This window comes from Curtobacterium sp. MCLR17_059, from assembly GCF_003234665.1.
Lineage (GTDB): Bacteria > Actinomycetota > Actinomycetes > Actinomycetales > Microbacteriaceae > Curtobacterium > Curtobacterium flaccumfaciens.
Genome location: NZ_QKSU01000016.1, coordinates 1 through 26,655 on the forward strand (window position 1 = coordinate 1; position 26,655 = coordinate 26,655).

Genomic DNA, 26,655 nt, shown 5'->3' on the forward strand with positions numbered 1-26,655 from the left:
ACATCTCCGAAGACGCCGCCGGCCTGCTGAACAAGACCTTCGGCACCGACGCCGTCAAGCGCGGCCTCCTCGTCGGCACCGCCACCATCACCGCACAGATCAAGTAACACCCCGCACCGCCACAATCGGCCCGGACCACGCAGCAGCGTGGCCCGGGCCGACTTGCGTCGTGCGGGCCCGCAGGCCGCGGCGTCGTCACGGGCTGGGCGACACCTCACGTGCTCACGTTCGCGTGGACTGTCGCTCAGCGCGAAATCGCGCCCGGACCCCACCGCACCGCACCGCACGGCGGTACCGCTCAGCGGCGCCGCCACCACCGCCGCGGCTTGGCCTCGAGCCGCGCCTGCTCCGCAGCCTGCGCAGCGGAGGCCATGCGCACCTCGCGGCGCTCCCGCCACGCGAGCACCTCGGCCTCGACGTCGCGCATCGGCGTCACCACCGGCGGCCCGCCGAGCAGCTGCCGTCGGGCCTCTTTCACCCGCGCGTTGAAGTCCACGAGGACGTCGCGCACGTCGGACTCCAACGACAATGCGTCGAGTGCGTCGTCGAGTTCGGCGTCCTCGGTGCGCAGCGCCAGGGCCGGCGGCGCGATGCCCCGGATGTCCTCACGCTCGATCTTCGACTTGATCCACCAGTCCGGGTCGTGCTGCCCGTCGAGGCCCGGCAGCGGCTTGCCGTGGTACGGGTTGCCCTCGAAGACCCCGCGGCGCTCGGCCTCCGCGATCTGGGCCCGGGCGTGCGCCGCGACGTCGGCGGCCTTGAGCAGCCGACGTTCCTCGCGTTCCGACCGCACCTCGTCGGGGTCGAGCGACCCCCGCTCGATCTCCTGGTCGACGAGCTGCTGGTAGCGGTAGCGCGCGGCCCTGCGGAGCCGGTCCATCCGTGCATCGACGTCGTTCATCGTCAGACCATGATGCCCCGCGCCCCCGACGGTTCGTCCAGCCCGGTCAGGACTTCTCTGAGACTTCTTCGATGGTCAGCGCGGCCTGGATGAGGGCCAGGTGCGACAGACCCTGGGGGATGTTGCCCATGAAGTCCCCGTCGACGGCACTGAGCATCTCGCTGAACAGGCCGACGTCGTTCGCCTGCGCGACCATGTCGTCCATCAGCTGCTTCGCGTCGTCGACCCGTCCGACGCAGGCGAGGGCCGCAGCGAGCCAGAACGAGCACGCCACGAACGGCGATTCCTCGTCCTGGATGCCGGAGTACCGGTACACGAGCGGGCCGTGCTGCAGCTGCTCCTCGATCGCCCGGATCGTGGACTCCATGCGCGGTCCGCGGTCGAACGCCGACATCGCGTGCAGCAGGATCGAGCAGTCGAGCGCGTCGGTGCCCGGGTACATGACGTAGTGGCCGAGCTCCTCGTTCCACCCGTTCTCGGCGACCCAGTCCTCGATGAGCTCGCGGTTCTCGATCCACTTCTCGCGCGGGCCGTCGATCATCCCCGCATCGTGCAGCTCGACCGCGGCGTCGAGCGCCTGCCAGCAGCCGATCTTGCTCGTCGTGTAGTGCTGCGCCTCCTGCAGCTCCCACATGCCCGAGTCGGGCTCCACCCAGCGGTGGCACGCGTCGTCGGCCAGGTCCTGCAGCACCGAGGCCGTCTTGCGGTCGAGCACGTTGCCGGCTCGGACGTACTGCCGCATGATCTCGAACACGTCGCCCCAGACCCCGAGCTGCAGCTGGTCACCGGCGCGGTTGCCGATCGTGACCGGCCCGATGCCGTTCCAGCCCGGGACGTCGCGCTCCTCGACGGTGTCGCTCTTCGACCCGTCGAGCCCGTAGAAGATCGGCATCGTCTCGTCGTGCTCGGCGATCGTGCGCATCACCCACGACACGGCGGCGTGCGTCTCCTCGCGCAGGCCGAAGCGGGTGAGCGCGTGCACCGTGTACGCCAGGTCGCGCACCCAGGCGAACCGGTAGTCCCAGTTCTTCCCGCCGGTGCGGTCCTCGGGCAGGCTCGTCGTCGGGGCCGCGGCGATGGCGCCGGTGGGGGCGAAGATCAGGAGCTTCAGGGCGAGGGCGCTGCGCTGGACGGCGTCCGACCAGGGGCCGTCGTAGCTGAACTCCTTCGACCAGGTCGACCAGTTCTCGATCGTGCGGTCGACCCCTTCGAGGGTGCGCTCGGGCTCGGGCAGGAAGATCGGCTCGTCGTACGTGCCGACGATGGTCAGGATCGACTTCGAGCCCTCGGTCGTCGTGAACCGCCCCGAGAACCGGGGGCCGTCGTCGTGCACCGGTTCGAAGCCCTGCTCGACGATCGCGATGGTCACGCCGTCGATGCCGATCACCGTGCCGTTCGCGGTGTCGAGTCGGCGCGGTTCCGCCGTGTTCAGGATCGTGCCGGGCACGACCGCCCACTCCATCTCAACCGACCCTTCGACCCCCTGCACGCAGCGGCCGATCTCGGCCCACGGCAGGCGTCCGGCCACACCGGTGACCATGGCGTCGGTCACGGTGGCGGTGCCGGACGGGGTCGTCCACGTCGTCACGAGCACGTTCGTCCCCGGCAGGTAGGCGCGGGACACCTGCGCCTGGTCGTCCACGGGGCGCAGGGCGACGTGTCCGCCGTGCTCGGCGTCGACGATGCTCGCGAACACCGGCGGCGAGTCCATCGACGGGATCGGCAGCCAGTCGATCCGGCCGTCGAGTGCGATGAGGGCGACCGTCCGCCCGTCGCCGATCGCGCCGTACGAACGGAGCGGGACGTACCCGTTCGTCCGTTCCTCGTTCTCGGTCGCGTCGGGGGTGTCTCGCGTGCGCTCGGTCATGCGTCCAGCCTGCCCCGGCCCCGGTGGCGACCATCAGGCGGACGTACCCCTCGTGGAGAACGCACGCCGGGCCTCCCGGCTGTGGAGAACCACCGGCGAACCGCCGGAGCACCCCAGGAGAGCCGCCGGCGAACCCCCGGCGCCCAGCCGACACGCCCACGCGACTTGCGCATCCCGGGCGTGTCGCACTAGCGTCATCCTCCTGCCGATCAGGCAGACCGCCCGCCCCGGGCACACCGGAAGGACCGCGCATGCGCACCGTGCAGCACAACGAGGAACGCGTCGAGCTCCAGCTCGCCGCGGCCGCCGTGCTGCCCGAGCAGCAGTGGTCCCTCCGCTATCCCGTGTAGGCACGCGACGTCCCACGACGCCCCGTGCCCACCCGGCCCGGGGCGTTCGTCAGCACCGCTTCCTTCCGTCCGCCACGTCCGGCGACGACCAGGAGGCTCGGCGTACGACCGTCTCGGACCGTCACCTCGACCGTCACGAAAGCGAGACGACTCCATGAAGAAGATCAACGACCGATTGCTCAGCTGGGCCTCGATGCTCGAGGACAACACCGAGCAGCAGGCCCGCACGACCGCGCGCATGCCGTTCGTGTTCCCGCACCTGGCCCTCATGCCCGACGCACACCTCGGCCTCGGGGCCACCGTCGGGTCCGTCATCCCGACCCTCGGCGCGATCATGCCGGCGGCCGTCGGCGTGGACATCGGCTGCGGCATGATCGCGGTCCGCACGCAGTTCACCGCCACCGACCTGCCCGCCGACCTGCAGGGCCTGCGCGAGCAGATCGAGCGAGCGATCCCGCTGTCGGCCGGTGCGTCGAACCGGAAGATCGTGGCGACCGCCGCTCCCCGGATCGCCGAGCTCGAGGCGATGGCCGAGACCGCCGGGTTCGACCCCGACGGCGTGCACGGCGGGTGGCGGAACCAGCTCGGCACGCTCGGCTCCGGCAACCACTTCATCGAGGTCTCCCTCGACGAGCAGGACCGGGTCTGGCTCTTCCTGCACTCCGGGTCGCGGGGCGTCGGCAACAAGATCGCGCAGCGGCACATCAAGGTCGCCAAGAAGGCCATGGAGCGCTGGTGGATCCAGCTGGCGGACCCCGACCTGGCGTACCTGGTCGAGGGCACGCCGGAGTTCGACCGGTACATCGCCGAGCTGCGGTGGGCCCAGCACTTCGCGCTGCTCAACCGCGAGGAGATGATGGACCGCGTCGTGCGGCAGCTGTCCGAGGCCGTCGGCACGCCCGTCGACGAGCGCGAGCGGATCAACTGCCACCACAACTTCACGCAGCGTGAGACGCACTGGGGCAAGTCCGTGTGGGTCTCACGCAAGGGTGCGATCCAGGCGAAGGCCGGTCAGCCCGGCCTGATCCCCGGGTCGATGGGCACCGCGTCGTACGTGGTCGAGGGACTCGGCAACAAGCCCTCGCTCGAGTCGTCCCCGCACGGTGCCGGCCGGCTGTTCTCGCGGAGCGCTGCCCGGCGGACCTTCACCCACGAGCAGCTGCGCGAGGCGATGGCCGGCATCGAGTACCGCGACACCGACGCGTTCCTCGACGAGATCCCGGCCGCCTACAAGCCGATCGACCAGGTCATGGCGGACGCCGAGGACCTCGTGTCGATCCGGCACACCCTGCGGCAGGTCGTCAACGTGAAGGGCGACTGAGACGCGCCCACCGACGGACGGGAGGCCCGTGGCGGCACCGCCACGGGCCTCCCGTCCGCCACGTGGCGGACCGCACGGCCCGGCGCGCCCCGGCGCGCCCCGGACAGGACGGCATGCGTCGGGCACGCTGGGCCGTGATGAGCGACACGGCGGAGCACGCAGCGAAGGAAACCGGACGACAGGTCCGGCGGGCGGCCGACAGCCGCTGGTTCGAGGTCACGGCACGCGCCGGGTTCGTCGGCAGCGGCATCGTCCACCTGCTGATCGGGTACCTGGCGATCCTGCTCGGGATCGGCAACGCGTCCTCCGGTGGCGAGACGGACCAGTCCGGTGCGCTGCAGCAGATCGCCGCGGTCCCCGGCGGGGTGTTCCTGCTCTGGCTGATCGCCGTCGGCACGGCCGCACTCACCGTGCGCCTGGTCGTCGAGGCGATCGTCGGCGGCCGTTCCGACACCACCCGGGGCTGGCTCGCCCGGCTGAAGGACGTCGCGAAGGCCGTGGTCTACGGCGTGATCGCGTACTCGGCGGCCTCGTACGCGCTCGGCGCCGGCTCGAGCTCGAGCAGTTCGTCGCAGAGTGCCGCGGCGAAGACCCTGGCGACACCGGGCGGGGTGTTCGTGCTGGTCCTGGCCGGGGCGATCGCGGTCGCGGTCGGCATCGGGCTCGTGGTGATCGGCTGCCGCCGGTCGTTCCGGAAGCAGATCACGCGACCGTCGGGTCAGCTCGACCGCGTGGTCACCGTGCTCGGCGTCGTCGGGTACGTCGGCAAGGGCGTCGCCGTGGTCATCGTGGGCGTGCTCATCGCCGTCGCGGGGCTGCAGAGCGACCCCGACCAGGCCACCGGCCTCGACGCCGCGTTCGACGCGGTGCGGAGCATGCCCGGTGGGGTGTTCGTCCTCGTCGCGATCGGCATCGGGTTCCTGGCCTTCGGCGTCTACAGCTTCTTCCGCGCGCGGTTCGCCCGCCTCTGACCCGCCGGCGCCGCCGCGCTACCCGCCGCACGCACGCCTGAACGGGCACGGACCGCCCCCGCGGTAGACGGGGTCGATGAGCACCAACGTCACGACCGGCCCCGCGACCGTCTTCGCCGACGCCCGAGCGGTCCTCGCCGAGAGCATCGTCTGGGACCCGTCCGCACAGCTGCTCCGGTGGGCCGACATCACCCTCGGCACCCTCAACACCGCCGAGGCCGACGGCACCGTGCGCTCGAGCGTGCCGCTGCCGCCCCCGCTGGCGAGCTTCCAGCCCCGGGCCTCCGGCGGGTTCGTCGCGGCCCTCGGCGACACCGTCGTGGTGACCGACGAGCAGGGTGCCGTGGAGCGTGAGATCGCCCGAGTCACCCACAGCACCTCGGGCAACCGGTTCAACGAGGGCAAGTGCGACCCGTTCGGCCGGTTCCTGGTCGGCAGCATGAACGTGACGACCGGCGAGCCCGACGGAGCGCTCTACTCGATCGAGGCCGACGGCACGACCCGGGTGCTCCGCGGCGGCTTCGGCGTGACGAACGGCATGGAGTGGTCGGAGGACGGCAGCACGATGTACGTCACCGACACCAGCGCCTCGACCGTCTTCCGGGGGTCGTACGGCCCGGACGGCGAGCTCGGCGAACTCGAGCCGTTCATCGTCGGTCAGGCGCACGACGGCCTGGTCCGCGACGACCAGGGCTGCTTCTGGAGCGCGATCTACGGCGGGTCCCGCGTCGAGCGCTACGGGCCGGACGGCTCGCACCTGGAGACGGTGGAGCTCCCCGTCGCCAACCCGACGTCGGTGGCGTTCGGCGGCCCGGACATGTCGACGCTCTTCGTCGGGACGGCCCGCGAGAACCTCACCGAGGAGGACCTGGAGCAGGCGCCCCGGTCCGGCGCGGTCTTCGCGGTGCCGACGACGGTGCACGGGTTCCCCGCGAACACCTTCAGCGGCTGAGCACGTCGTCGCCGCCCGCGCGGACGGCGGCCGGGTATCCTGGGCGACCGCCCGACCGGAGGAGACCCACGTGGACGACGAACGCCAGGCACCGCGGCCGGACCCGGCCGGCGAGCTCGCCCAGGCCGAGGACGCCGACGTCACGGTGCAGGTGGACCGGGTCGCGGTCGACGGCACCTACGTCCGGGTGAGCTCGATCGGCGAGCCGGGCGCGCGGGCCTTCGTGCTCGTCGCGGGGCTCGGCATCGCCTCGACCTACTACGAGCGGCTCGCCCCGCACCTCAACGAGAACGGTCCCGTGCACGCACTCGACCTGCCGGGCTTCGCCGGTGTCCCGCGGTTCCGCGGGAAGGTCTCGATCGAGCGCTACGCCGACGCGGTCGAGCGGGTCATCGACGACCTCGGGCTCCAGGACCCGGTCCTGGTCGGGCACTCGATGGGCACCCAGGTCGTCACCGAGGTCGCCGCCCGCCGTCCGGGGATCTCCGACCTCGTGCTCATCAGCCCGGTGGTCGACTCGTCGGCACGCACGGTGCGACAGTCGGCGTTCCGGTTCCTCCGGTCGACGCTGCACGAGCCCGCCGCGGTCCGCTGGCACGGCATCACGGCGTACGCGCTGTGCGGCTGGCACTGGTTCCGGAAGGTCCTGCCGCGGATGATCGCGTTCCCGATCGAGGAGCGCGCCGCCCACGTGCATGCCCGCACCCTGATCGTCCGCGGTGAGCACGACGCGATGGTGCCGCGGGACTGGGTCCGTCGGCTGGCGCGGGTGTTCCCGTACGCGGTCCTCCGTGAGGTCGTCGACGGCGCACACTCGGTCATGCACGCACAGGCCGACGCGGTCGCGCGGCTCGCCGTGGCGCACGTCGACCACAGGATCCCCGACCGGGGCGTGTCGTCGCTGCAGCGGGTGCGCGACGACTCGACGTCGTCGGACCTGGCGCGGCTCAGCCCGGGGGACGCCTGGTTGCTGGTCAAGTCGCGGTTCATCGAGCTGTTCGGGATGGCCCGGAACGACGACGAGACGCTCGAGGCGGCCAAGTCCGCGCACGCCGTCGCGATGGCGGACGGTGACGACCTGCCGGTCGACCCGGCCGATCGCCGGGCGGTCGTCGACGAAGTCGCGCCGGAGTCGAAGTAGCCAGCACCGTCGAAGTAGCCAGCACCGTCGAAGCAGCGCGCACCGTCGAAGCAGCGTCCGCCGCGATCTGCGGGTGACCGCCTGGAGGCCCGGTGCCGGTCCGACGGACCGGCACCGGGCCTCCAGGGCGTCGCGACCACCGCGACGGGCGAGCGGTCAGGGCGTGATGCGGCCCGGCAGCATGTCGGGCGTCAGCGCGTTCGCCTCGGCGAGCACCTTGCGGGCCTCGTCGGTCTTGTCCCACACGTTCCAGAGCAGCACGCCCCGGACCGTGTCGTCGTCGTCCAGGTAGTAGACGACGCCGGTGACGGTGGGGTCCTGCCAGTCCTCGACCGTGCGGAGCTTCGAGCTGACCTGTCCGACGGCCTCGTACCCCATGTCGAAGACGTCGGAGTAGAACATCGGCGTGTGGTCGTAGGTCTCGTCGGCGTCGGCCAGGTTGCGGCCTGCCTGCCGACCCTGCTGCTGGGCGTTGTCGACGTGCTCCACCCGGCGGGTGCCGAGGATCCGGTCCGGGTACTCAGCGACGTCACCGGCGGCGAACACGGAGTCGTCGTCGGTGAGCAGCGTCGAGCTCACCACGATGCCGTCGCGGACGGTGAGTCCGGCGTCGGCGGCGAGCTGCGTCGCGGGTTCGATGCCGAGTCCGGCGACGACCGCATCGGCCTCGACCACGGAGCCGTCGTCGAGCGTCAGCCGCACGCCGTCGGCCGTCTCGGTGCCCTCGGACACCCGGCGACCGGTGCGGAGCTCGACGCCGTGGTCGACGAAGCGCTGCTGGAACGCCCGAGCCAGGTCGTCCGGGAACATCCGTCCGCCGACGACCTCGTCGGGGTCGACCAGCGTGACGCGTGCGCCGTTCTGCACGATGCCCGCCGTGATCTCCTGACCGATGTACCCGCCGCCGACGACGGCGACGTGTGCTCCGGCGTCCGCGAGTTCGCGCAGCCGGCGGTAGTCCGACGCGCTGCGGTAGTCGAGCACGCGTGCCGACGGGGACAGCCCCGGCAGCCCACGCGGCTTCCCGCCGGTCGCGAGCAGGAGCCGCTCGTAGCCGTGGGTCGCGCCGTCGGCCGTCGTGACGGTCTTCGCGGCACGGTCGATCCCGGTGACCGCGGTTCCCAGGACGAACTGCGCCCCGGTCTCCTCGGTGTGCAGGTCGACCTTGTCGTCCCAGCTGAAGTCCGGATCGGTCCAGAGCTTCTTCGAGAGCGCGGGCCGGGCGTAGGGCCGGTCGACGTCCTCGCTGAGGATGCCGATCGACCCGTCGGTGTCGAGCTCGCGGATGCCACGGGCAGCGGCGTCGGCGACCATCCCGCCGCCGACGATGAGGTAGCGGAAGTCGGTCATGACGCCTCCTGGCGGTGCTGTGGTGCCACGATCAGATCGTGGCGACCGAGCCGGAGTCGACCCGGTAGTTGGCGCCGTTCACGAAGCTGGCCAGGTCCGAGCACAGGAAGGCCACCACGTTCGCGACCTCTTCCGGCTCGCCGCGGCGCTTGAGCTCCATGTACGGGCGCTCCTCTTCGAGGAAGCTGCCGATGGCCTCGTCGAACGAGGTCCCGCGCTGCTTGGCCCGCTTGTCCATCATCGCGTCGGTCATCGGCGTGTGGATGAACGCGGGGGAGACCGTGTTCACCAGCAGCCCCTCGGAGGCGTAGGAGCGCGACAGGCCCTTGGCGAACGAGAGCACCCCGGCCTTCGCGGCGCAGTAGGGCAGTTCGTCGTCGTACGGCTGCGAGGCGTCCTCGGACACCAGGTAGACGATGCGTCCCCAGCCGCCCTGTCGCAGGTCGCCGATGAACTCGCGGGTGATCCGCACCGGCCCCATCAGGTCGATGTCGATCGTCTCCGCCCAGCCGGCCTCGTCGATCTCGTGGAACATGCCCTGGGCGCCGGTGACGCCCGAGGACTGCACCAGGATGTCGATCTCGCCGACCGCTTCACGCACCTTGTCGTGCAGGGCGGCGAGGCTCTCGGCGCTTCGGACGTCGGCGGCGAAGGCGTGCAGCTTGCCGAGCGGCGCCTCGAGCTGGTCCGCACTGGTGTCCAGACGGCTCTGGTCGATGTCGGTGACGACCACGGTCGCACCCTCTGCCAGGAGGATGCGCGCCGTGTTCCAGCCGATGCCGGAGTCGCCGCCGAAGACGAGTGCGGTCTTGCCCTGGATACCGAGGTCCACCCGGGCCCCTACGCGTGTGCCGACGCGTCGGCGACGGCGGGCGTGGTGGCGGAGGCCAGCGGGGTGCTGGGCGCGCGGTTCTCGGCGGAGACCATCCACGCGAGCTGCTCGAGGCGCTCGATGAAGCCGTGGAGCAGGTCCGCGGTCGTCGGGTCCTCTTCGTCGACCTCGTCGTGGACGTCGCGCATGGTGCCCGTCGCCTGGTACAGCCGGAGCGTGACCTGGTCGATGGCGTCGTGCGTGGTGATCTCGCCCGAGGGGAACGCGTCGAGGTGGCTGCCCGCGGAGACGGTCGCCGAGCGGCCGTCCGGCACGAGGTACAGCGCACGCATGCGCTCGGCGGTGTCGTCGGCGAACTCACGGGCCGCGTCGACGATCTCGTCGAGCTGCAGGTGGAGGTCGCGGAAGTTGGTGCCCAGGATGTTCCAGTGGGCCTGCTTGCCCTGCAGGTGCAGGTCGATGAGGTCCACGAGGACCGCCTGGAGGTTCTTGGCCATCTTGTCCGAAGCGTGCATGGTTGTGGCTCCTTTCGCGTCGGTGTGACCGTTCCGGTCTACGCGGTGCCGCAGTGCGCGCTCTCAGTGCGCTCGGAGGCAGCGTCCCCCGAGGTCGTCCGGTGCAGGGCTGCTCAGTGCGACGGCGCGGGGTCGACCTGGTCAACGGCGTCGCGCATCTGCTCCAGGAACCCGGCGACGATCCGCGCCTCGGACGCGGGGAGCCCCTCGGCGATCGACATCATCCGGCGGTGCATCACGCCGAGCGTGGCGCGGACCTCGTCGTCGGTCTCGGTCGTCGGCGTGATGACGAGGGCCCGTCGGTCGGTGGGGTGCGGGTCGCGGCGGACGTGGTTCGACTTGACCAGGCGGTCGATGAGGATGGTCGTCGAGGCCGACGAGATCTTGAGGTACGCGGCGAGGTCCTTCGGGCTCACGGCGGTGCCGGAGCGCTGCGCCTGCAGCAGGAAACGCACGGCGAGCAGGTCGGTCTCGCCCATGCCCATCGAGTCACGGGTCCGGCGGCGCATGGCCGTCTCAGCGGATCGGTACCGGCGCAGGGCGTTCAGCACCGCGACCCCGCGTTGGGTCGCGTCGTCGTCCGGGAACCAGTACCCGGACGCCTCGGTGATCTCCTGCGTCGACATGGCGTTCAGGGTAACCCGTCTCGTATCTCGGCCGTCTAGTGAACTCCCGGGTTCCGCCACGACCGGTGCGTCCGCAACGTCCGCAACGTCCGCACCGTCCGATGCGTCCGCACCGGACGGACAGGAGGCCCGTGGCGGGGTCGCCACGGGCCTCCTGTCCGATGGTTCGTCGCGTTACGCGGCTGCCTGCTCGTCCGTGCCGGCTGCGGCCTCGGCGAGCGCGGTGAGCGCGCCCTGCACGAGCGTCGTGACCTCGGCGTCCTCGCGCGGGTGGGTCTCGGCGAAGCGGACGACCGACTGCGGGATGGCGACCTTGACGTCCTCCAGGACCTTCGCGCCGGCGATGCCGGCGGCCTTGCGGGCGTCGTCGTGGGCCCAGACGCCGCCGTACTGGCCGAACGCCGAGCCGATCACGGCGAGGGGCTTGCCGGACAGCGGCGAGGCACCGAACGGACGCGAACCCCAGTCGAGCGCGTTCTTCAGGACGGCGGGGATGGTGCCGTTGTACTCGGGGGTGATCAGCAGGACGGCGTCCGCGGTGGCGACGGCGTCGCGGAAGGCGACGGCCGCGGCGGGCGGGGTGTCGCCGTCGATGTCCTCGTTGTAGAACGGCAGGTCGACGATGCCGTCGAAGGTGTGCAGCTCGATGCCCTCCGGCGCGTGGTGCGCGGCGGCCTCGGCGAGCTTGCGGTTGATGGAGTCGGCGCGCAGGCTGCCGACGAGGACGAGGACGTTCGTCATGGAGCTCCTTCTGTTGCGGGATGCTGTTGCTGGACGGAAAGGTGTCAGCGACAACCAATGCGATCGTAGGGGGCGCTATTCCCAGCACCCTGGGTACGGTGGCGACGTGACCACGCTTCGGACCCCGGCCAGCACGCCACGAACCACCGACCCGACCTGGTGGCGCGATGCCGTCGTCTACCAGGTCTACCCGCGCAGCTTCGCCGACACGGACGGCGACGGGCTCGGTGACGTCGCGGGCATCACGAGCCGGGTGCCGTACCTGGCATCGCTGGGCGTCGATGCCCTGTGGCTCTCCCCGTTCTTCCCGTCGCCGCTCGCCGACGGTGGTTACGACGTCGCCGACTACCGCGCCGTCGACCCGAAGCTCGGGTCCCTCGACGACCTGGACGCCCTGGTCAGGGCCGCCCACGAGCACGACCTCAAGGTCATCGTCGACATCGTGCCGAACCACACCTCGGACCAGCACGAGTGGTTCCGGGCCGCGTTGGCGTCCGCGCCGGGGTCGGCCGAGCGTGCGCGGTACGTGTTCCGTGAGGGCTCGGGCGCCTCCGGGGAACTGCCGCCGAGCGACTGGGTGTCGAACTTCGGTGGCAGCGCGTGGACCCGAGTGCCCGACGGGCAGTGGTACCTGCACCTGTTCGCCCCCGAGCAGCCCGACCTGGACTGGTCGAACCCCGAGGTCCGCGCCGACTTCGAGGACACGCTGCGCTTCTGGTCCGACCGCGGTGTCGACGGGTTCCGCGTGGACGTCGCGCACGGTCTGGCGAAGGACCTGTCGACCCCGTACCGGCCGTCGAACGAGCAGGACCTGCCGCTCGACGGCTCCGACCCGCTGTACGACCGCGACGAGGTGCACGAGATCTTCGCCACCTGGCGCCGGGTGCTCGACGAGTACGACCCGCCCCGTGCCGCGGTCGCCGAGGCCTGGGCCCCGGCACCCCGCCGCGTCCTGTACGCCCGGCCGACGGAGCTCGGGCAGGCCTTCAACTTCGACCTGCTCGAGGCTCCGTTCGAGCCCGATGTGTTCCGTCGGATCATCGAGCGGAACCTGGCCGCCTCGGAGCAGTCCGGTGCCTCGAGCACCTGGGTGCTCTCGAACCACGACGTCGTGCGGCACCCCACCCGTTACGGCCTGCCGGACGGCACCGACACCGACGCCTGGCTCATGACGGACGGCACGACGCCGGAGCTCGACCGTGCACGGGGGCTCCGTCGGGCCCGAGCTGCGACGATGCTGATGCTGGCGCTGCCCGGGTCGTCGTACGTCTACCAGGGCGAGGAGCTCGGGCTGCACGAGGCCGCCGCGATCCCGCGCGACCTGCTGCAGGACCCGAAGTGGCTCCGCACCGGGCACACCGTGAAGGGCCGGGACGGCTGTCGGGTGCCGATCCCGTGGACGCGCTCCGGGCCGTCGTTCGGCTTCGGGGACGTCGCACCGCACCTGCCGCAGCCGCAGGACTTCGGGGAGTCCTCGGTCGAGGCCGAGGACGGCGATCCCGAGTCGACCCTGTCGCTGTACCGCCGGGCGCTGGCCGCCCGGCGTCGGCTGCAGCAGGGGGAGGCGCTGACGTGGCTGGAGTCCGGCTCCGAGGTCGTGGCGTTCGCGCGGCACGACGGCTGGCGGTCGGTCACGAACTTCGGCACCGCGCCGGTGCCCCTGCCGGCCGGGACCGTCGTCGTCGCGTCCGGGCCGCTCGACGGGGTCGCACCGGGGCTGCTGCCGGGTGAGACGACGGTGTGGCTGGCCTGAGCGGTCCGCTCGCGTCGTTCTTCCTCCACAGCCGGGAGGCCCGTGGGGGCGTTCCACAGATCGTCTCGCCGCCGCCCGGGGGTGACGTCCCGGTCGCGAGCATCGGGGCATGACAGATCCCACTGCATCAGCACCTGCGCCAGTACCAGCTCCTTCCGTCGACCGGCGGTCGTTCCGCTCGCGGGTCGTCCGCCGTCTCGCCGCGGCGTGCGCCACCCTGACCGCGCTCGGCGTGCTCGCGGCGCCTGCCGTCCTGCCGTCCGGGTCGAGTGCGGCCGCCCTCGACTTCCCGTACGTCAACCAGTTCTCCAGTGCGTCCGGCGGTGCCCTGCACGGTGACGCCGCGGTGTCCGGCGGCCGGCTGCGGCTCACCGACGACGTCCGGAACCAGGCGGGAGCGTGGTCGACGAACGACACGTTCCCGTCCGACACCGGGCTCGAGATCGAGTTCACGTACGCGATGCACACCGAGAAGGACGACCCCGGGGCCGACGGCCTGCTGCTGTACCTGGCCGACGGCGCAGCGGCACAGGGCGTCGGGTCCTTCGGCGCCGGTCTCGGGTACGCCTGCCGCAAGGAAGCGACCGAGGGCGGTGGCCGGGAGTGCGACCTGCCGGGCGTCCCCGGGGGCTTCGCCGCCGTCGCGATCGACCACTACGGCAACTTCTCGTCACGCATCAACGGGTCCGGTCCCGGAGCACAGCCCGACCACGTGGTGGTCCGGGGCTCCGGCAACGGGACCGAGGGCTACCGGTACGTCGCCGGTGCCGCAGCACCCGGTGGCACCGTGACGGCCGGATCCACGCCCCGGACGGTCCGGATCACCCTGCTGCCCGACGACGACGGCGGGCTCGCGGTCTCCGTTCGGCTGCAGGTCGGCTCGACCATGCGCACCGTGCTCGACTCGGTCCCGCTGCACGGCGACGGGCAGGCCGCGCTGCCGAGCACGCTGCGCCTCGGGTTCGCCGGGGCCACCGGCAGTCACGTCGACAAGCACGAGGTCGACGCGCTCCGGGTCTGGAAGCCGGCGGACCTGTCCGTCGAGCACGACCTGCCCGCGATCGCGACGGCGGGCGAACCGCTCCGCTACACCGTGACGGCGCGGAACCCCGGCCCGAACGCCGCCGACCCGAGTCCGCTGCAGGTCGACGTGCCCGACGGCGTCGAGGACGTCACCTGGACCTGCACGGCCGCGGACGGCTCCGCCTGTGCGACCCTGTCGGGCACCGGTGACGTCGCGACCGACCTGTCGTTGCCCCGAGGGGGTTCCGCCGTCGTCACGATCGAGGGCCGGGTGGCCGAGGGCACGTCCGGAGCGCTGGAGAGCGTTGCGACCATCGCCCCGCCGACCTCGTTGTCCGACACGAACGAGGCCGACAACGCCTCGCGGGCGACCACCACGGTCACTGCCCCCGTGATCGCCGCCGACGTCGAGACGGACAAATCGGTGTCGCCGTCGACCGTCCGGCCCGGTGACGAGGTCGAGTACCTCGTGACGGCCCGGAACCGGGGGCCGTCGGTGGCGCAGCAGGTCGGGGCGGTCGACGACCTGCCCCAGGCCATGCGGTTCGTGGGCTCCGACGACGGGTGCACGGCCGAGGGGCAGCGGGTGACCTGCAGCTCCGACGTGTCGCTCGAGGTGGGCGAGACCCTGGACTTCCGCATCCGCGCCGAGCTCGACCCCGCGTACCAGGGGGACGGCTCCGACGTGGTGAACGTGGCGACGGCGACCTCGCCGACCGACGCGGACGGCGGCGACCCGTCCACCGGCGTCGCGATCGTCGTGGGCCCGGACGACGAGGGGCCCGCGCCGAGCCCCGTGCCGACGACCGGGCCGGCTCCGGACGACGGGGACGCCGGTGGTGACGGTTCCGGTGGCGACGACGGTGACGGCGCCGGTGCCGACGACGGCGGAGCCGGTGACCCCGCAGCCGACCGTCGGGCGGCTGCCCCCGTGGGAGCCCTCGCCTACACCGGCGCCGAAGGGCTCGGGCTCGCCGCGGCGCTCGCTGCCCTGGCCGCCGCCGCCGGGTCCGTGTGCTGGTGGCTCGCCCGACGTCGTGCTCGTCGGAACGCGCCGACCGACGACCCGCAGCAGCCCTGAGACCGCCGGGACGGCACCGGAGGCGGTGTCGTCCCGGTGCGCGGGTGTGGACGTCCACAGGGGGGTCGAGTCCGCTCCGGTCGGGCGTCCACCCCACCGGCGGTAGGATCGGATCCACGATCCGCATGCCCGAAAGAGGTCTCGTGTCCGACACCGTGGACGACGCCACCACCGTGGAAGACGCGACCCAGCGCGCGCGGTACTGGCCGATCCCGATCCTCCGGGCGGTCCCCGCAGCGGTCGTCGCGATGGTGATCACCTTCTCGACCAACCACGCCGCGGGCTACGGTCTCCTGCTGTTCGGCGGCTTCGCCCTGGTCGAGGGCCTCGTGCTCCTGTTCGGCGGGATCTCCCGACTGCCCCTCGACGGTCGATCGCGTCGCACGACCCTGCTCCAGGCCGTCATCACCCTGCTCGCCGCCGTCGCCGCGTTCGCGTGCAACGGGTTCGGGCTGCCGGCCTTCATCACGGTCATCGTCGCGTTCGCGGTGCTGACCGGGGCCCTCGAGCTGTCGCAGGGGCTCCGTGCCCGGCGACGCTCGCCCTTCGCTCGCGACTGGACCACGATCGGCGGCCTCACGCTGTTGCTCGCGGTCGCCTTCCTCGTCACGCCGCCGGACTACTCCCAGCAGCTCGGTGGCGTGGAGCAGGTCACCGGCACCCTCGACGCCTCGATCGTGCTCGTCGGCCTGCTCGGCGCGTACCTCGCCATCACGGCCGTCTTCCACGTGATCGCCGGCCTCTCGCACAAGTGGGGCACGGCCACGCCGGCCGTCGCCCCGGACGGAGCACCACACGCATGACCACCCCCAGCCGTCGTGACCGTCTGCGCCCGGTCGAGCTCCTCGGGATCTCCGCGATCATCGCGGTGTTCACCGGGCTCGTCGTGCTGTTCTCGACGCGGGAACTGCAGCTGGCCGTGATCTTCCTCGGCGTCGCGTTCATCGTGGTCGTCGTCGTGCTCGCGATGCTGCAGCTCGCCTCGTCGAGCGAGCAGGACGACAACGACATGCTCGGCGGGCACAAGACGCCGGGCGAGGGCGACGGCGACGACTTCCACTGACGGCTGATGTCTGACAGCTGACGGCTCCGGTCGGACACGCCCGAGATCACGAATCCGCCACGGTCCTGTCAGGATCGCGGGTCCTGCCGACACCTCTGAGTGAAGGAGGTGGGATGTGGACGTGACGACCGGCACCGACACGGACGAAGGACTCGTCCGTGCGATGGCACAAGGGGACACCGGCGCGCTCGCCCGGGCGTTCGACCGGTACGCCGCCACCCTCACCCGCTACGCGTGGGCGCTCGTCGACGACCGGTCCGACGTCGAGGAGATCGTGCAGGACGCTTTCCTGACGCTCTGGCAGCGCGCCGCGACCCTCGAGCTGCCGACGGACACGGTGCTGCCGTGGCTGCTCGTCGTGTGCCGAAACCACGCCTTCAACACCGGGCGCAAGCAGGCCCGGCGCCGCACGGACGAGCTCCCGGAGCACCTCGCCTCGCCCGCCGACCACGACGAGGCCCGCGAGACCCTGCGCTGGGTCCGCGCCGAGATCGCCGCGCTCCCGGACCTCGACCGCCGCATCTGCGAGCTCTGCCTGCTCGAGGGGCACTCGTATGCCGAGGCCGCCGAACTCCTCGGACTCACGGTCGGCGCGGTCACCCAGCGGGTGTCCCGCAACCGTCGACGACTCAAGAAGGTGGTGATGCACGATGAACACTGAGCCTCCGCAGGGAGACGACCTGCAGCGCATGCTCGTCTCGATGAAGCAGAACGTCCTCGAACGTGCCACCCCGCTCCCGAAGCGTCGTCGGGGCCGGTCCGGGATCGTCATCGGTGTCGTCGCGCTGCTCGCCGTCGGCACCGCGACCGGTGCGGTCGCCCTGACCCTGTCGCAGCAGAACGCCGACCCGGTCGCCGCTCCCACCCAGACCCAGCAGCCCGAGCCCGCGCCGTCCTCCACGACGCCGAGCTCCGCCCCGATCACGGGTGCCCCGGTCCCGAAGCCCACCCCGACGTCGACACCGACCCCCGCCGCGGCGACGATCCCGGCGACGTGCCGCGACATGGTCCCGGCAGAGGACTACACCCGGCTCTTCGGGGAGACTCCGCTGACCGAGATCTCGAAGGCGAAGGACGGGACGGCCGGCGGCGATGGTGAGGACGTCACCTGGGCGAACGGCGAGTCGAAGATCATCTGCACGTGGGCAGATCCCCGAGCCGACGTCAGTGGGCTCACCATGACCGTCGGGACGGCCGGGCCCGGGGCCGCGGACGTGCTCGCCACCAGTCCGCTGGAGTGCGAGGACCGCGACGGCGGGCGGGTGTGCCAATCATCCGTCCCGGCCGAGGCTGCCCCGGTGGACCAGGTCTCCACCTTCTTCCTGCGCGACGACACCTTCATCGTGATCCGGCAGGCGAACTTCCCGACGAACGGGCTGCTGGACGCCGTGGTCGGGGAGATCTGGGGGGACTGACGGCCCGGAGGCACGTGGCGGACCCGACCCGTGCCTCCAGTTCGTCGGTGGTCAGATCGTGAGCAGGAACGGTCGCCTCGCGCACCGTGACGCGACCGTTCCTGCTCACGAAGCACAGCTGAGCGCGACCGCGTCACCCCACCCGCGCCGCCACGATGTCGCGCGCCAGCGTCCGGACCGCGCGGCTCGGCTCCGGGGACGTCCGGACCGCCAGGCCGATGCGGAGCGGGTCGACCTCGTCCTCCAGATCGAGCACCGCTCCGTCGTACCGCACCCCTGAGTCCGGCACGACCCCGACGCCGAGCCCGGCCGAGGCGAACCGGATCACTGCTGGCATGTCGTTCATCTCCGCGACGATCCGCCGACGGATGCCGAGCCGCTCGAGTGCCCCGTCGAGGATGATCCGGTTGCCGAACCCGTGCGCGGTGTCGACGAAGGGTTCATCGGCGAGTTCGGCGAGCGACACCGACGACCGGCCGGCGAGCGGGTGGTCCGCCGCGGTGAACACCCGGAACGGCATCTCCCGCAACGGCTCCACGACGACGCCGGCGGGCACGGAGGGCAGGCCCGTGTAGGCGATGTCGAGCCGCCCGGCGACGAGGTCCTGCACGAGGCCGGTCGTCCCCGACGGCGAGGTCATCAGCTCCACGGCGACGAGCGGGTGCTGCCGCCGGAACCGCTGCAGCACGCCCGTCAGGTCGACGATGTCCATGCTCGTGAAGATGCCGAGCCGCACCCGGCCCCGCAGGTCGGCGTCGTCAGCGGTAGCCAGGTCGCGCATCCGGTCGAGGGACTCGAGCACCGCGCGGGCGTGGGGGAGCAGGTCCTCGCCGGCGGGGGTCAGCACGAGCTGTCGTCCGGTGCGATCGAAGAGCCGCACCCCGAAGCTGCGCTCGAGCGAGGCGATGCCCGCGGACACCGTGGACTGCGCGGCCCAGAGCCGTTCCGCCGCCCGGGTGACGCTGCTCTCGGCGGCGACGGTGACGAACTGTTCGAGCAGTCGGGTCTCCATCGTCCGAGTATCGAGCAGATCGATCGCGCACATCAAGCGCATCCGTTGGACTCGATGCACCGCGAGCGCGATCATCGGAGCATGTCAACCGTCACCGACACCCCGACGGGCACCGTCCCCGCCACCACCGCCGCTCCCGCATCCGCGAGCGACCGTGTCGTCGCCCCGCGCGGACGCCGTGTCCACACCCGTCGGCGCCACGGTTTCGGCTTCTGGGTCGTCGCCTTCGCGTTCCTCGCGGTGATGGCCTTCGCGACCGTCCCCGCACCCCTGTACGTCATCTACCAGGCCCGCGACGGCTTCCCGACCTTCACCACGACGGTGATCTTCGCGGCGTACGGGGTCGGGGTCGTCGGGTCGCTGTACCTGGCGGGGCACCTCAGCGACGTGCACGGACGCCGTCCGCTCATCCTGGTGTCGATCGCCCTCGAACTCGTCGCCGCCGTGCTGTTCCTGCTCTGGAACGACGTCACCGGCCTCATCGTCGCCCGGCTCGTGACCGGCCTCGGCGTCGGGACGCTGACGGCGACCGCGACGGCACACCTCGGTGAGCTCCGGGTCCGTGCCACCGGGTCGAGCGACTCCGCGAAGGGCGCGAGCGTCGCCGCCGGCGCCGTGAACCTCGGTGGTCTGTCGCTCGGCGCCCTGGTCGGCGGAGCGCTCGCCGAGTTCGTCGGGCAGCCGCTCATGGTCCCGTACGTCGTGTTCGTGATCGCGCTGGCCGTCGCGTTCGTGCTCGTGCTGGCCGCACCGGAGACGGTCGACCGTCCCGAGCAGCCCGTGGCCTACCGTCCGCAGCGCATGCAGGCTCCCGAGGGGCAGGGCGCCGCGTTCTGGGCCGCCGGCGCAGCCGCGTTCGCCGCGCTCGCCGTGCAGGGCCTCTTCACCTCGGTCGCGCCGAGCTTCCTCGGCACCACGTTCCACGTCACCGACCGCCTGGCCGCCGGGGCCACGACCTTCGGGGTCTTCGCCGCGAGCGCGCTCTCGCAGATCGTCTTCGCCCGACTGTCGCAGCGTGCACAGATCCGGCTCGGCATGGTGCTCCTGGTCGTCGGACTGGTCGTCCTCGCCGTCGCCGCGGTCCTGCTGCAGGTCGCCGGGTTCATCGGCGGCGGGGTCGTCGCGGGAGCCGGCGTCGGCCTGCTGTTCCGCGCGGCGATCGGCAGCGCCGCAGCACTGGTCGGCCCGGAGCGTCGGGGCGGCGTGCTCGCCGCCACGTTCCTCATCGCCTACGCCGGGCTCACGGTGCCGGTCGTGGCCGTCGGGGCGGCGCTGCTGGTGATCCCGACGCTCCCCGTCCTGATCGGGTACGTGGTGCTCGTCGCCGTCCTGGCCGTCGTCGCCGGCACCCGGCTGGCCGCGCGCGCCTGACGCGTGCCGGGCCTCCCCTCCGCCCGGAACCAGGTTCCGGACACCGCACCACGCGATCGCGCGGTGCCGTGTCCGGAGCCTGGTTCCGTCGTGCGGTCGAACTCCCGGCATACTGGGCGCGTGCCCCGGAACCGCAACCGTCCCGTGATCACCGGCGTCGCGGCCGTGGTGGCCGCCGGTCTCCTCGCCGGCGGGTTGTTCCTGACGGCACGGCAGGGCGCGGACGACCCCACCATCGGTGCCGGCTCGGCCTCACGGACGCCGAGCGACGCGCCGCCGGCCGCCGGTGACGGCACCGTCACGATCACCCGCACCGGGCCGGACATGCCCGGCAGCACCGCGCTCGGCCGGTGCGACACCACGACCCAGGCGGCCGTCGCGCAGTACGAGACCGAGGCCCTGGGCCGCGTCACCCTGCAGTGCGGCACCGCTGCCCAGGGGTACGAGCACATCCGGGTGCGGCACACCGCCGACTGGCAGGACGTCGTCACCGGGCACGGCTCGCGCGACTGGGACGACGCCATGCTCACCGCGGTGCAGACGGCGCTCGAGGACCCGCGCCCCGGGTTCCCGCTCGACGCCGGCGACGGCAAGGTCTGCTACGCCGCACCCGTCCGGTTCGACGACGGTTCACGCCCCGACGACGAGCCCTGGGTCAAGGTGATCGTCTCGGCCACCACCGACCGGGTGATCACGGCGTACCCCACGCGCACCGACGACTGCTGACGCGGTGGGCGGCGGCGCTGCCCACTGACGCCGAACGACACCGCCGATGTCGTCCGACATCGGCCCTGTCGCAACCGGTGCCACGCAACAGTCCGCGTGTGCACGAAGCGACGATGTCGTCGTCGTACGACGTCGACACTGTCGTTCGGCGTCGCCACCCCCGCCGCAGCGCCCCCGATCGCGAGATCCGCACGCCCGAGCGCGGACCCTACGCGTGCACCTCGTACTCGTGCCGCCGGTGCGACACCGGCTCCAACTGGAACGTCGAGTGCTCCACCGGCACGTCGAAGTGCTCCGCCACGCACCGCTGCAGCTCGTCGAGGATCGCCGGGGCGTGCGCCGTCGAGAAGCAGTGGTCGTCGACGACCACGTGCGCGGTCAGGTTCGGCACCCCGGTCGCCACGAGCGTCGCGTGCAGGTCGTGCACCGCGATGACGTGGTCGAGCTCGAGGATGTGGCCACGCACGTCGTCCAGGTCGAGCCCCGGCGGCGTCGACTCGAGCAGCACGTTCGCGGTCTCGCGCAGCAGCCGGATCGCCCGCGGCAGGATGAGCAGGCCGATCAGGATCGCGGCGACGGAGTCCGCCCGCTCCCACCCGGTCAGCATGAGCACGACCGCGGCGATGATGACGGCGACCGACCCGAGGGTGTCGTTGAGGACCTCGAGCCGGGCGGCGCGCGAGGTGAACCCCTCGCCCGAGGCCCGCAGCAGCACCGCGTAGGCCACCAGGTTGCCGACGAGGCCGACGATGCCGAAGACGAGCAGCGGCCCGGAGTGGATCTCTTCCGGCACGAACAGCCGCTGCACCGCCGAGATGATCACGTAGACCCCGACGGCGAGCAGGATCGCGGCCTGTGCGGTGGCCCCGAGGACCTCGGCCCGCTGGAAGCCCCAGGTGCGCTGCGCGGTCGGGGACCGGCGGGCGAGCCGCGTCGCGACGAGCCCGATGCCGAGTCCGCCGGTGTCGACGACCATGTGCCCGGCATCGACGAGCAGCGCGAGCGAACCCGTGACCACGGCGCCCACGACCTCGGCGAGCAGGATGCCCGCCGAGATGCAGAACGCGATGAGCAGGGCGCGCTCCGAGGCGTGCCCGACGCCGTGCCCGTGGTCGTGTCCCATGCCTCTGATGGTAGAGCGCTCGTATCTGACCCGGCCGACGTCTTCGGAGGGAGAGAGCAACGAGTCCTATGTGGACTGTGGCAAGTATTCCATGTATGCCAAGCATGCCAAGTATGCTGTGCACATGGAAACCGGCGAACTTCGTAAGCTCATTGCCGAGATGCGCCGCATCCACGGTGAACCGGATCTTGTCGAGGCCAAGAGCGGACGAGGCGGCTATCCGAAGACAGTGGTGGATTCTATAGTCGCGTTCGCGAACACGAACGGTGGAACGATCATCATCGGCGTCGATGAGGAGCAGGACTTCGCCGTCGTCGGGGTGCAACAGCCAGCCGCGTACCGGGATGCCGTCATCAATCAGGCCCGAGATGGCGTCGTTCCACCGGCTGATGTCACCGTCGATATTGTGGACCTCGACGGTGACCAGGTCGTCGTGGTCGACGTGCCCGAAGCAGAGGCTTCGCAGAAGCCCCTGCACCTCGCGTCGAAGGGGCCGTCCACCGGTGCCCTCGTCCGCACCGGCGACGGGGATCGACGAATGACCGCAGCGGAGATCGGCCTTCTCTACTCCACGCGGACCCAACCGGTGTTCGACCGCCAGCCGATCCCAGGAGCCTCGTTTTCCGATCTCGACCGAGGTGTCCTCGGCAGAACGCTCGAGCGGATCCGCAGCACGGCTGCTTCGCTTCGTACTGATGACGATGAAACCGTACTCGTCCGCATCGGCGCTGCGCTTCGAACCGACGATGTGATCCAGCCCACCCTGGCAGGCCTCCTGGCCTTCGGAGTGTACCCGCAACAGTGGTTTCCGCAGCTCATGGTGAGCTTTGTTTCATTCGCCCCCGATCAGTCGCCCGAGCGTTTTCTCGACAACGTCACAATCCGGGGAAGCATCCCCGCGATGATCGCTGAGACAGTGGCGTCGGTTCGCCGGAACCTGGCAGCCCGGGCGACGGTGACCGGCGAGGGACGCGCTGATCGGCTGGACTTCTCGCTCGAAGCAGTGCGGGAAGCGGTGGCGAACGCACTCATCCATCGGGATTACAGCGGCATCACGGAAGGCACGCAGGTGCAGGTCGAGCTCTACCCGGATCGGCTGGTGGTGAGAAGTCCCGGTGGGTTGTACGGTCCGATTGCGCTCGAGGAACTCGGCGAACCAGGAGTGTCGTCGTCACGCAACGGGACGCTCGTCTCGTTGCTGTCCGACACGTTCATTCCCGGCAGTGATCGGCTTGTCGCGGAAAACCGGGCGTCCGGTATTCCTGCCATCGTGCGGGAGTCGCGTCAACTCGGTCAGCCGAGGCCAGAGTTCGACAGCAGCATCAGTTCGTTCACGGTGAGCATGTCGAGTTCCGCGCTGCTCGATGACGAGGTTTACCGAAGGATCGAGCGGCTCCAGATCCCTGGAAGAACGCGTGAGAAGGACATCGCTCTGGCGATGCTTCTGCGAGCTCCGATCACGAACGAAATGCTCCGGGAGTGGGGCATGGACCGGATAGTCGCCGGAGGTGTCCTCCGCGACCTTGTCGACATCGGGGTCGCGGTGAAGCGGGGAGGTCGTCGGTACGCCAGCTACGTCCTCGACGACTCAGCACGTGCAGCTTCCGAACCAACGGCCGAACGTGTGCAAGGCGATACCTCCGACAGAGCGCGGCCGGTTGACACCCTGCCGAGCACGGAGTCGGTGTTCGCTGTGCTTCGCGCGGAGGACCGGCTGTCGGCCCGCGCGATCGCGGAACGAACGGGATTGCACCGGCGAACGGTTCTGAATGTCCTCAATTCTGCCATCGACGACGGCGATGTTCTTCCGCATGGAGCGCCGCGGAGCCCGCAGCGGACATACTCATTGTGGCGATGAAACATCGGTCGCCCTACGAGCTGTCCACACCGCCGGACGTGCTGGCCGGGCTGCACCCGCGACTCCGCACGTACTTCGGCGAGGTCCGGCCCGGGCACGTCGGCCGCGGCGAGGGTGTCTTCGACGTCGTCGGCACCCCACGTCGGTGGCTCTGGCCGGTGCTCGCGGTGTTCGCCCGCGACTCCGTCATGTTCCCGGTCTGGGAGCGGGACGTCCCGTTCGCGGTCGAGAACCGGCCGGCTCGCGTCCGTCGTGGACCCGGCACCGGCCTGGAGGCCCGGGTCGCCGTCCGCGCGCACCGCACCTTCCGGTTCCGCTCCGGGAGCCGCACGATGGTGGACGCCATCACCGCCGAACCGGACGGCCTGGTCGACCACCTGGGTCGCCACGGGCGCGTCAGCGCGCGTCTGCGGGCGCAGGTCGACGCGGACGGCCCGGACGCGGGCGCCCTGCGCCTGGTCTCCACGCGTGTGACGTTCCACGCGCTGGGACGCGAGGTGCGCCTCCCGGCCGCCCTGAGCCCGCGTGTGACGCTCACAGAACGATTCGATGACGAAGCCGACCTGCAGCGCGTGTCCCTGGTGCTCACGGCGCCGGTGCTCGGCACGCTGTACCGGTACGAGGGGGCGTTCCGGTACGAGATCGCGCCGGACACAGAACGGGGATGAGATGAGCGACCAGAAGGGCCGCGTCGTGATCGCGGGAGCGAGCGGCTTCGTGGGGCGGTACCTGCGGGACGCCTTCGCCGAAGAGGGGTACCGGGTCGTCACCATCGGCCGGACCGGCGACGCCGTGTGGGGCAACACCATGCGCATCCGGGAACTCGTCGACGGCGCCGCCATGGTCGTGAACATGGCGGGCAAGAGCGTCAACTGCCGCTACGGCCGACGCAACCGCGCGGAGATCATGCGCTCGCGGGTGGACACCACGCTCGAGCTCGCCGAGGCCATCCGCACGTCCGAGCACCCGACGCCGCTGTGGATGAACGCCTCGACCGCAACGATCTACCGGCACGCCGACGACCGACCACAGGACGAAGCGACGGGGGAGATCGGCGAGGGGTTCTCGGTCTCCGTCGCCCGCGCGTGGGAGGACGCCTTCTTCGGCGCCGACCTGCCCGGCACCCGTCGCGTGGCGCTCCGGATGGCGATCGTGTTCGGCGACGGCAGCGCCCTGCTGCCGCTCCTCCGGCTCGCGCAGGCCGGCCTCGGCGGGCCGCAGTACGACGGGCCGTGGGTGCCGACGCGCTCCCGGCTCCGCGCCGGCACGTACCACCACCACCGGCCCACGCACGGTCGGCAGCGCTTCAGCTGGGTGCACATCGCCGACGTCCTCGGGTCGATCCGGTTCCTCCGCGACCACCCGGAGATCGAGGGGCCGGTGAACATCTCGAGCCCGAACCCGTCCGACAACCGCACCGTGATGGCGACCCTCCGCGACGCCGTCGGGCGCCGGTTCGGGGTGCCGACCTGGCGGTGGATGCTCGAGCTCGGGTCGTTCGCGATCCGCACCGAGACCGAACTCGTGCTGAAGAGCCGGTGGGTGGTGCCGACCCGGTTGACCCAGGCCGGCTACGAGTTCCGGTACCCGCACCTGCGCGGGGCGCTCGCCGGGATCATCGCGGAGCGTCGCCAGCACCGGGGCTGAGCGCCGGGTCGAGGTCGCGCGGACTGCCGCTCGCGAGCGGTCCGTGCGGCACGTCGTGCGGCCTCGGCGACACGGCCGCGGCACGTCGTACGCCCTCGGCGACGGGGGCCGGTCGCGGCCCGCGGTCCCGCGCCGGACGTGACGACCACAGCACGGCGGCCACGACGACCGCGCCGGCGAGCACCTCGACCAGGTCGGGCACCTCGCCGAAGGCCGCCCACGACGCGAGCACACCGACCACGGGCACGAGCATCGAGAACGGCGCGACCGTGCTCGAGGGGTAGGCCGCCAGCAGCCGCGACCAGATGCCGTAGCCCACCAGGGTGGCGACGACCACGATGTAGAGCAGGCCGAGGTCGGCGGGCAGCGCGGCCGCCGTGAACGCCGAACCGAGAGCGGTGCCGATGCGGTCCGGGCCCTCGACCACGAGCGACAGCACGACCATCGGGACCGGCGGCACGACGGACCACCACAGGGTCAGGTGCAGCGGGTTCGCGGCCCCCGCCCGCCGGGTCGCGACGTTGCCGATCGCCCACCCCAGCGCACCGCACAGTGCGAGCACGACGGGCAGCAGCGCAGCGGTCTGGGAACGGTGCAGGGCGATCGCGGCGAGTGCGGCCACGGCGACGGTGACCCCGACGACCTGCCTGCCGGTCAGCCGCTCGCGCAGGAACACCCCTGCCAGCACCACCGTGAACGGCGCGGAGGCCTGCAGCACGAGCGAGGCCAGCCCCGACGGCATGCCGGACGCCATGCTGAGGTACAGGAACGAGAACTGCAGCACGCCGAGCCCGAGGCCGACGAGCAGCAGTCGCCCGAACGGGATCCGCGGCCGCGGCACGAACAGCAGCGTCGGGACCGCCAGGATCGTGAACCGCAGCGCCGCGAGCAGGAACGGCGGGAAGTGCTCGAGCGCGAGTGCCGTCGCGGGGAAGTTCAGTCCCCAGACCACGGCGACGACGACGGCGAGGAGGCGGTCTCGGGTGGTCATGCTCCCCATCGTCCCGGCCCGCACG

The 26,655-nt window shown here is 71.5% G+C and carries 25 protein-coding genes; 15 read left to right on the forward strand and 10 right to left on the reverse strand.

All coding sequences use genetic code 11. The features are described 5' to 3' along the window. Positions 1-298: 298 nt before the first annotated feature. Positions 299-901: a DUF1992 domain-containing protein gene (locus DEJ12_RS16680; RefSeq protein WP_111030880.1), complete on the reverse strand. Its 603-nt coding sequence runs from the start codon at positions 899-901 to the stop codon at positions 299-301. A 46-nt stretch (positions 902-947) separates the two neighbouring features. Then, entirely contained in the window at positions 948-2,768 is a 1,821-nt protein-coding gene (locus tag DEJ12_RS16685) for a glycoside hydrolase family 15 protein (RefSeq protein WP_111030882.1), read from the reverse strand. 504 nt (positions 2,769-3,272) lie between these two features. Between DEJ12_RS16685 and DEJ12_RS16690 the strand changes: the two genes are divergently transcribed. From DEJ12_RS16690 to DEJ12_RS16705, 4 genes are all read left to right on the forward strand, one after another. Continuing rightward, a complete protein-coding gene (locus DEJ12_RS16690; RefSeq protein ID WP_071404876.1) occupies positions 3,273-4,439 on the forward strand; it encodes an RtcB family protein in 1,167 nt (388 codons plus the stop codon). Between the two features lie 137 nt (positions 4,440-4,576). Then, a complete protein-coding gene (locus DEJ12_RS16695) occupies positions 4,577-5,410 on the forward strand; it encodes a DUF1206 domain-containing protein (protein ID WP_111039758.1) in 834 nt (277 codons plus the stop codon). A 76-nt stretch (positions 5,411-5,486) separates the two neighbouring features. After that, positions 5,487-6,362, forward strand: a complete 876-nt coding sequence (locus DEJ12_RS16700) for an SMP-30/gluconolactonase/LRE family protein (protein WP_111030886.1) — start codon at positions 5,487-5,489, stop codon at positions 6,360-6,362. Positions 6,363-6,432: 70 nt separating this feature from the next. Beyond that, positions 6,433-7,503, forward strand: a complete 1,071-nt coding sequence (locus DEJ12_RS16705) for an alpha/beta fold hydrolase (RefSeq protein WP_111030888.1) — start codon at positions 6,433-6,435, stop codon at positions 7,501-7,503. Between the two features lie 156 nt (positions 7,504-7,659). Here DEJ12_RS16705 and DEJ12_RS16710 read toward each other — a convergent pair whose 3' ends face one another. The 5 genes from DEJ12_RS16710 to DEJ12_RS16730 all read right to left on the reverse strand — a co-directional run bounded on the left by DEJ12_RS16710 (position 7,660) and on the right by DEJ12_RS16730 (position 11,567). Beyond that, complete coding sequence (locus DEJ12_RS16710) at positions 7,660-8,853, reverse strand: NAD(P)/FAD-dependent oxidoreductase (RefSeq protein ID WP_111030890.1); 1,194 nt, start codon at positions 8,851-8,853, stop codon at positions 7,660-7,662. Between the two features lie 31 nt (positions 8,854-8,884). Beyond that, positions 8,885-9,685 carry an SDR family NAD(P)-dependent oxidoreductase gene (locus DEJ12_RS16715; RefSeq protein WP_071246288.1) on the reverse strand — a complete coding sequence of 267 codons (801 nt, stop codon included), beginning with the start codon at positions 9,683-9,685 and terminating at the stop codon, positions 8,885-8,887. An 8-nt stretch (positions 9,686-9,693) separates the two neighbouring features. Continuing rightward, entirely contained in the window at positions 9,694-10,200 is a 507-nt protein-coding gene (locus DEJ12_RS16720; RefSeq protein WP_017886495.1) for a Dps family protein, read from the reverse strand. A gap of 113 nt (positions 10,201-10,313) precedes the next feature. Beyond that, positions 10,314-10,826 (reverse strand): MarR family winged helix-turn-helix transcriptional regulator, encoded by a 513-nt coding sequence (locus tag DEJ12_RS16725; protein WP_111024711.1) that lies wholly within the window; start codon positions 10,824-10,826, stop codon positions 10,314-10,316. A 174-nt stretch (positions 10,827-11,000) separates the two neighbouring features. Continuing rightward, positions 11,001-11,567 carry an NADPH-dependent FMN reductase gene (locus tag DEJ12_RS16730; RefSeq protein ID WP_027464982.1) on the reverse strand — a complete coding sequence of 189 codons (567 nt, stop codon included), beginning with the start codon at positions 11,565-11,567 and terminating at the stop codon, positions 11,001-11,003. Between the two features lie 106 nt (positions 11,568-11,673). Between DEJ12_RS16730 and DEJ12_RS16735 the strand changes: the two genes are divergently transcribed. The 6 genes from DEJ12_RS16735 to DEJ12_RS16760 all read left to right on the forward strand — a co-directional run bounded on the left by DEJ12_RS16735 (position 11,674) and on the right by DEJ12_RS16760 (position 17,902). Next, positions 11,674-13,320: a glycoside hydrolase family 13 protein gene (locus DEJ12_RS16735; RefSeq protein ID WP_111030892.1), complete on the forward strand. Its 1,647-nt coding sequence runs from the start codon at positions 11,674-11,676 to the stop codon at positions 13,318-13,320. Between the two features lie 109 nt (positions 13,321-13,429). Then, entirely contained in the window at positions 13,430-15,424 is a 1,995-nt protein-coding gene (locus DEJ12_RS16740; RefSeq protein WP_111030894.1) for a DUF11 domain-containing protein, read from the forward strand. Positions 15,425-15,567: 143 nt separating this feature from the next. Continuing rightward, positions 15,568-16,227 (forward strand): DUF308 domain-containing protein, encoded by a 660-nt coding sequence (locus DEJ12_RS16745; protein WP_084740820.1) that lies wholly within the window; start codon positions 15,568-15,570, stop codon positions 16,225-16,227. Then, entirely contained in the window at positions 16,224-16,487 is a 264-nt protein-coding gene (locus tag DEJ12_RS16750; RefSeq protein ID WP_071404886.1) for a hypothetical protein, read from the forward strand. The genes DEJ12_RS16745 and DEJ12_RS16750 overlap by 4 nt, the downstream gene beginning before the upstream one ends. Before the next feature lie 121 nt (positions 16,488-16,608). Continuing rightward, positions 16,609-17,148, forward strand: coding sequence for an RNA polymerase sigma factor (locus tag DEJ12_RS16755; protein ID WP_111030938.1), 540 nt, complete (start codon positions 16,609-16,611; stop codon positions 17,146-17,148). Beyond that, positions 17,138-17,902 (forward strand): hypothetical protein, encoded by a 765-nt coding sequence (locus DEJ12_RS16760; RefSeq protein WP_146245621.1) that lies wholly within the window; start codon positions 17,138-17,140, stop codon positions 17,900-17,902. Before DEJ12_RS16755 ends, DEJ12_RS16760 begins: the two co-directional genes overlap by 11 nt. Before the next feature lie 133 nt (positions 17,903-18,035). Here DEJ12_RS16760 and DEJ12_RS16765 read toward each other — a convergent pair whose 3' ends face one another. Then, positions 18,036-18,914, reverse strand: a complete 879-nt coding sequence (locus DEJ12_RS16765) for a LysR family transcriptional regulator (protein WP_181433188.1) — start codon at positions 18,912-18,914, stop codon at positions 18,036-18,038. Between the two features lie 81 nt (positions 18,915-18,995). On the opposite strand from DEJ12_RS16765, the gene DEJ12_RS16770 reads away from it, so the two are divergent. Then, a complete protein-coding gene (locus tag DEJ12_RS16770) occupies positions 18,996-20,285 on the forward strand; it encodes an MFS transporter (RefSeq protein WP_111030900.1) in 1,290 nt (429 codons plus the stop codon). 120 nt (positions 20,286-20,405) lie between these two features. Next, positions 20,406-21,011, forward strand: a complete 606-nt coding sequence (locus DEJ12_RS16775; protein ID WP_111030902.1) for a hypothetical protein — start codon at positions 20,406-20,408, stop codon at positions 21,009-21,011. Between the two features lie 208 nt (positions 21,012-21,219). On the opposite strand, the gene DEJ12_RS16780 is transcribed toward DEJ12_RS16775, so the two are convergent. Continuing rightward, positions 21,220-22,134, reverse strand: coding sequence for a cation diffusion facilitator family transporter (locus DEJ12_RS16780; protein ID WP_111030904.1), 915 nt, complete (start codon positions 22,132-22,134; stop codon positions 21,220-21,222). Positions 22,135-22,258: 124 nt separating this feature from the next. Here DEJ12_RS16780 and DEJ12_RS16785 point away from each other — a divergent pair, with 124 nt between their 5' ends. Genes DEJ12_RS16785 through DEJ12_RS16795 form a run of 3 tightly spaced genes read left to right on the forward strand, consistent with a single transcriptional unit; the run spans position 22,259 to position 25,639 of the window. Beyond that, the gene (locus tag DEJ12_RS16785) at positions 22,259-23,992 is read left to right on the forward strand and encodes an ATP-binding protein (protein WP_111030940.1); all 1,734 of its coding nucleotides are present in this window, start codon (positions 22,259-22,261) and stop codon (positions 23,990-23,992) included. Further along, positions 23,989-24,660: a DUF4166 domain-containing protein gene (locus DEJ12_RS16790; RefSeq protein ID WP_111030942.1), complete on the forward strand. Its 672-nt coding sequence runs from the start codon at positions 23,989-23,991 to the stop codon at positions 24,658-24,660. Before DEJ12_RS16785 ends, DEJ12_RS16790 begins: the two co-directional genes overlap by 4 nt. 1 nt (position 24,661) lies before the next feature. Further along, on the forward strand, positions 24,662-25,639 hold the full coding sequence (locus DEJ12_RS16795; RefSeq protein WP_111030906.1) for an epimerase: 978 nt from the start codon (positions 24,662-24,664) through the stop codon (positions 25,637-25,639). On the opposite strand, the gene DEJ12_RS16800 is transcribed toward DEJ12_RS16795, so the two are convergent. Further along, on the reverse strand, positions 25,608-26,630 hold the full coding sequence (locus DEJ12_RS16800; protein ID WP_258370653.1) for an EamA family transporter: 1,023 nt from the start codon (positions 26,628-26,630) through the stop codon (positions 25,608-25,610). The two genes, DEJ12_RS16795 and DEJ12_RS16800, sit on opposite strands and share 32 nt — an antisense overlap. Positions 26,631-26,655: the final 25 nt, after the last annotated feature.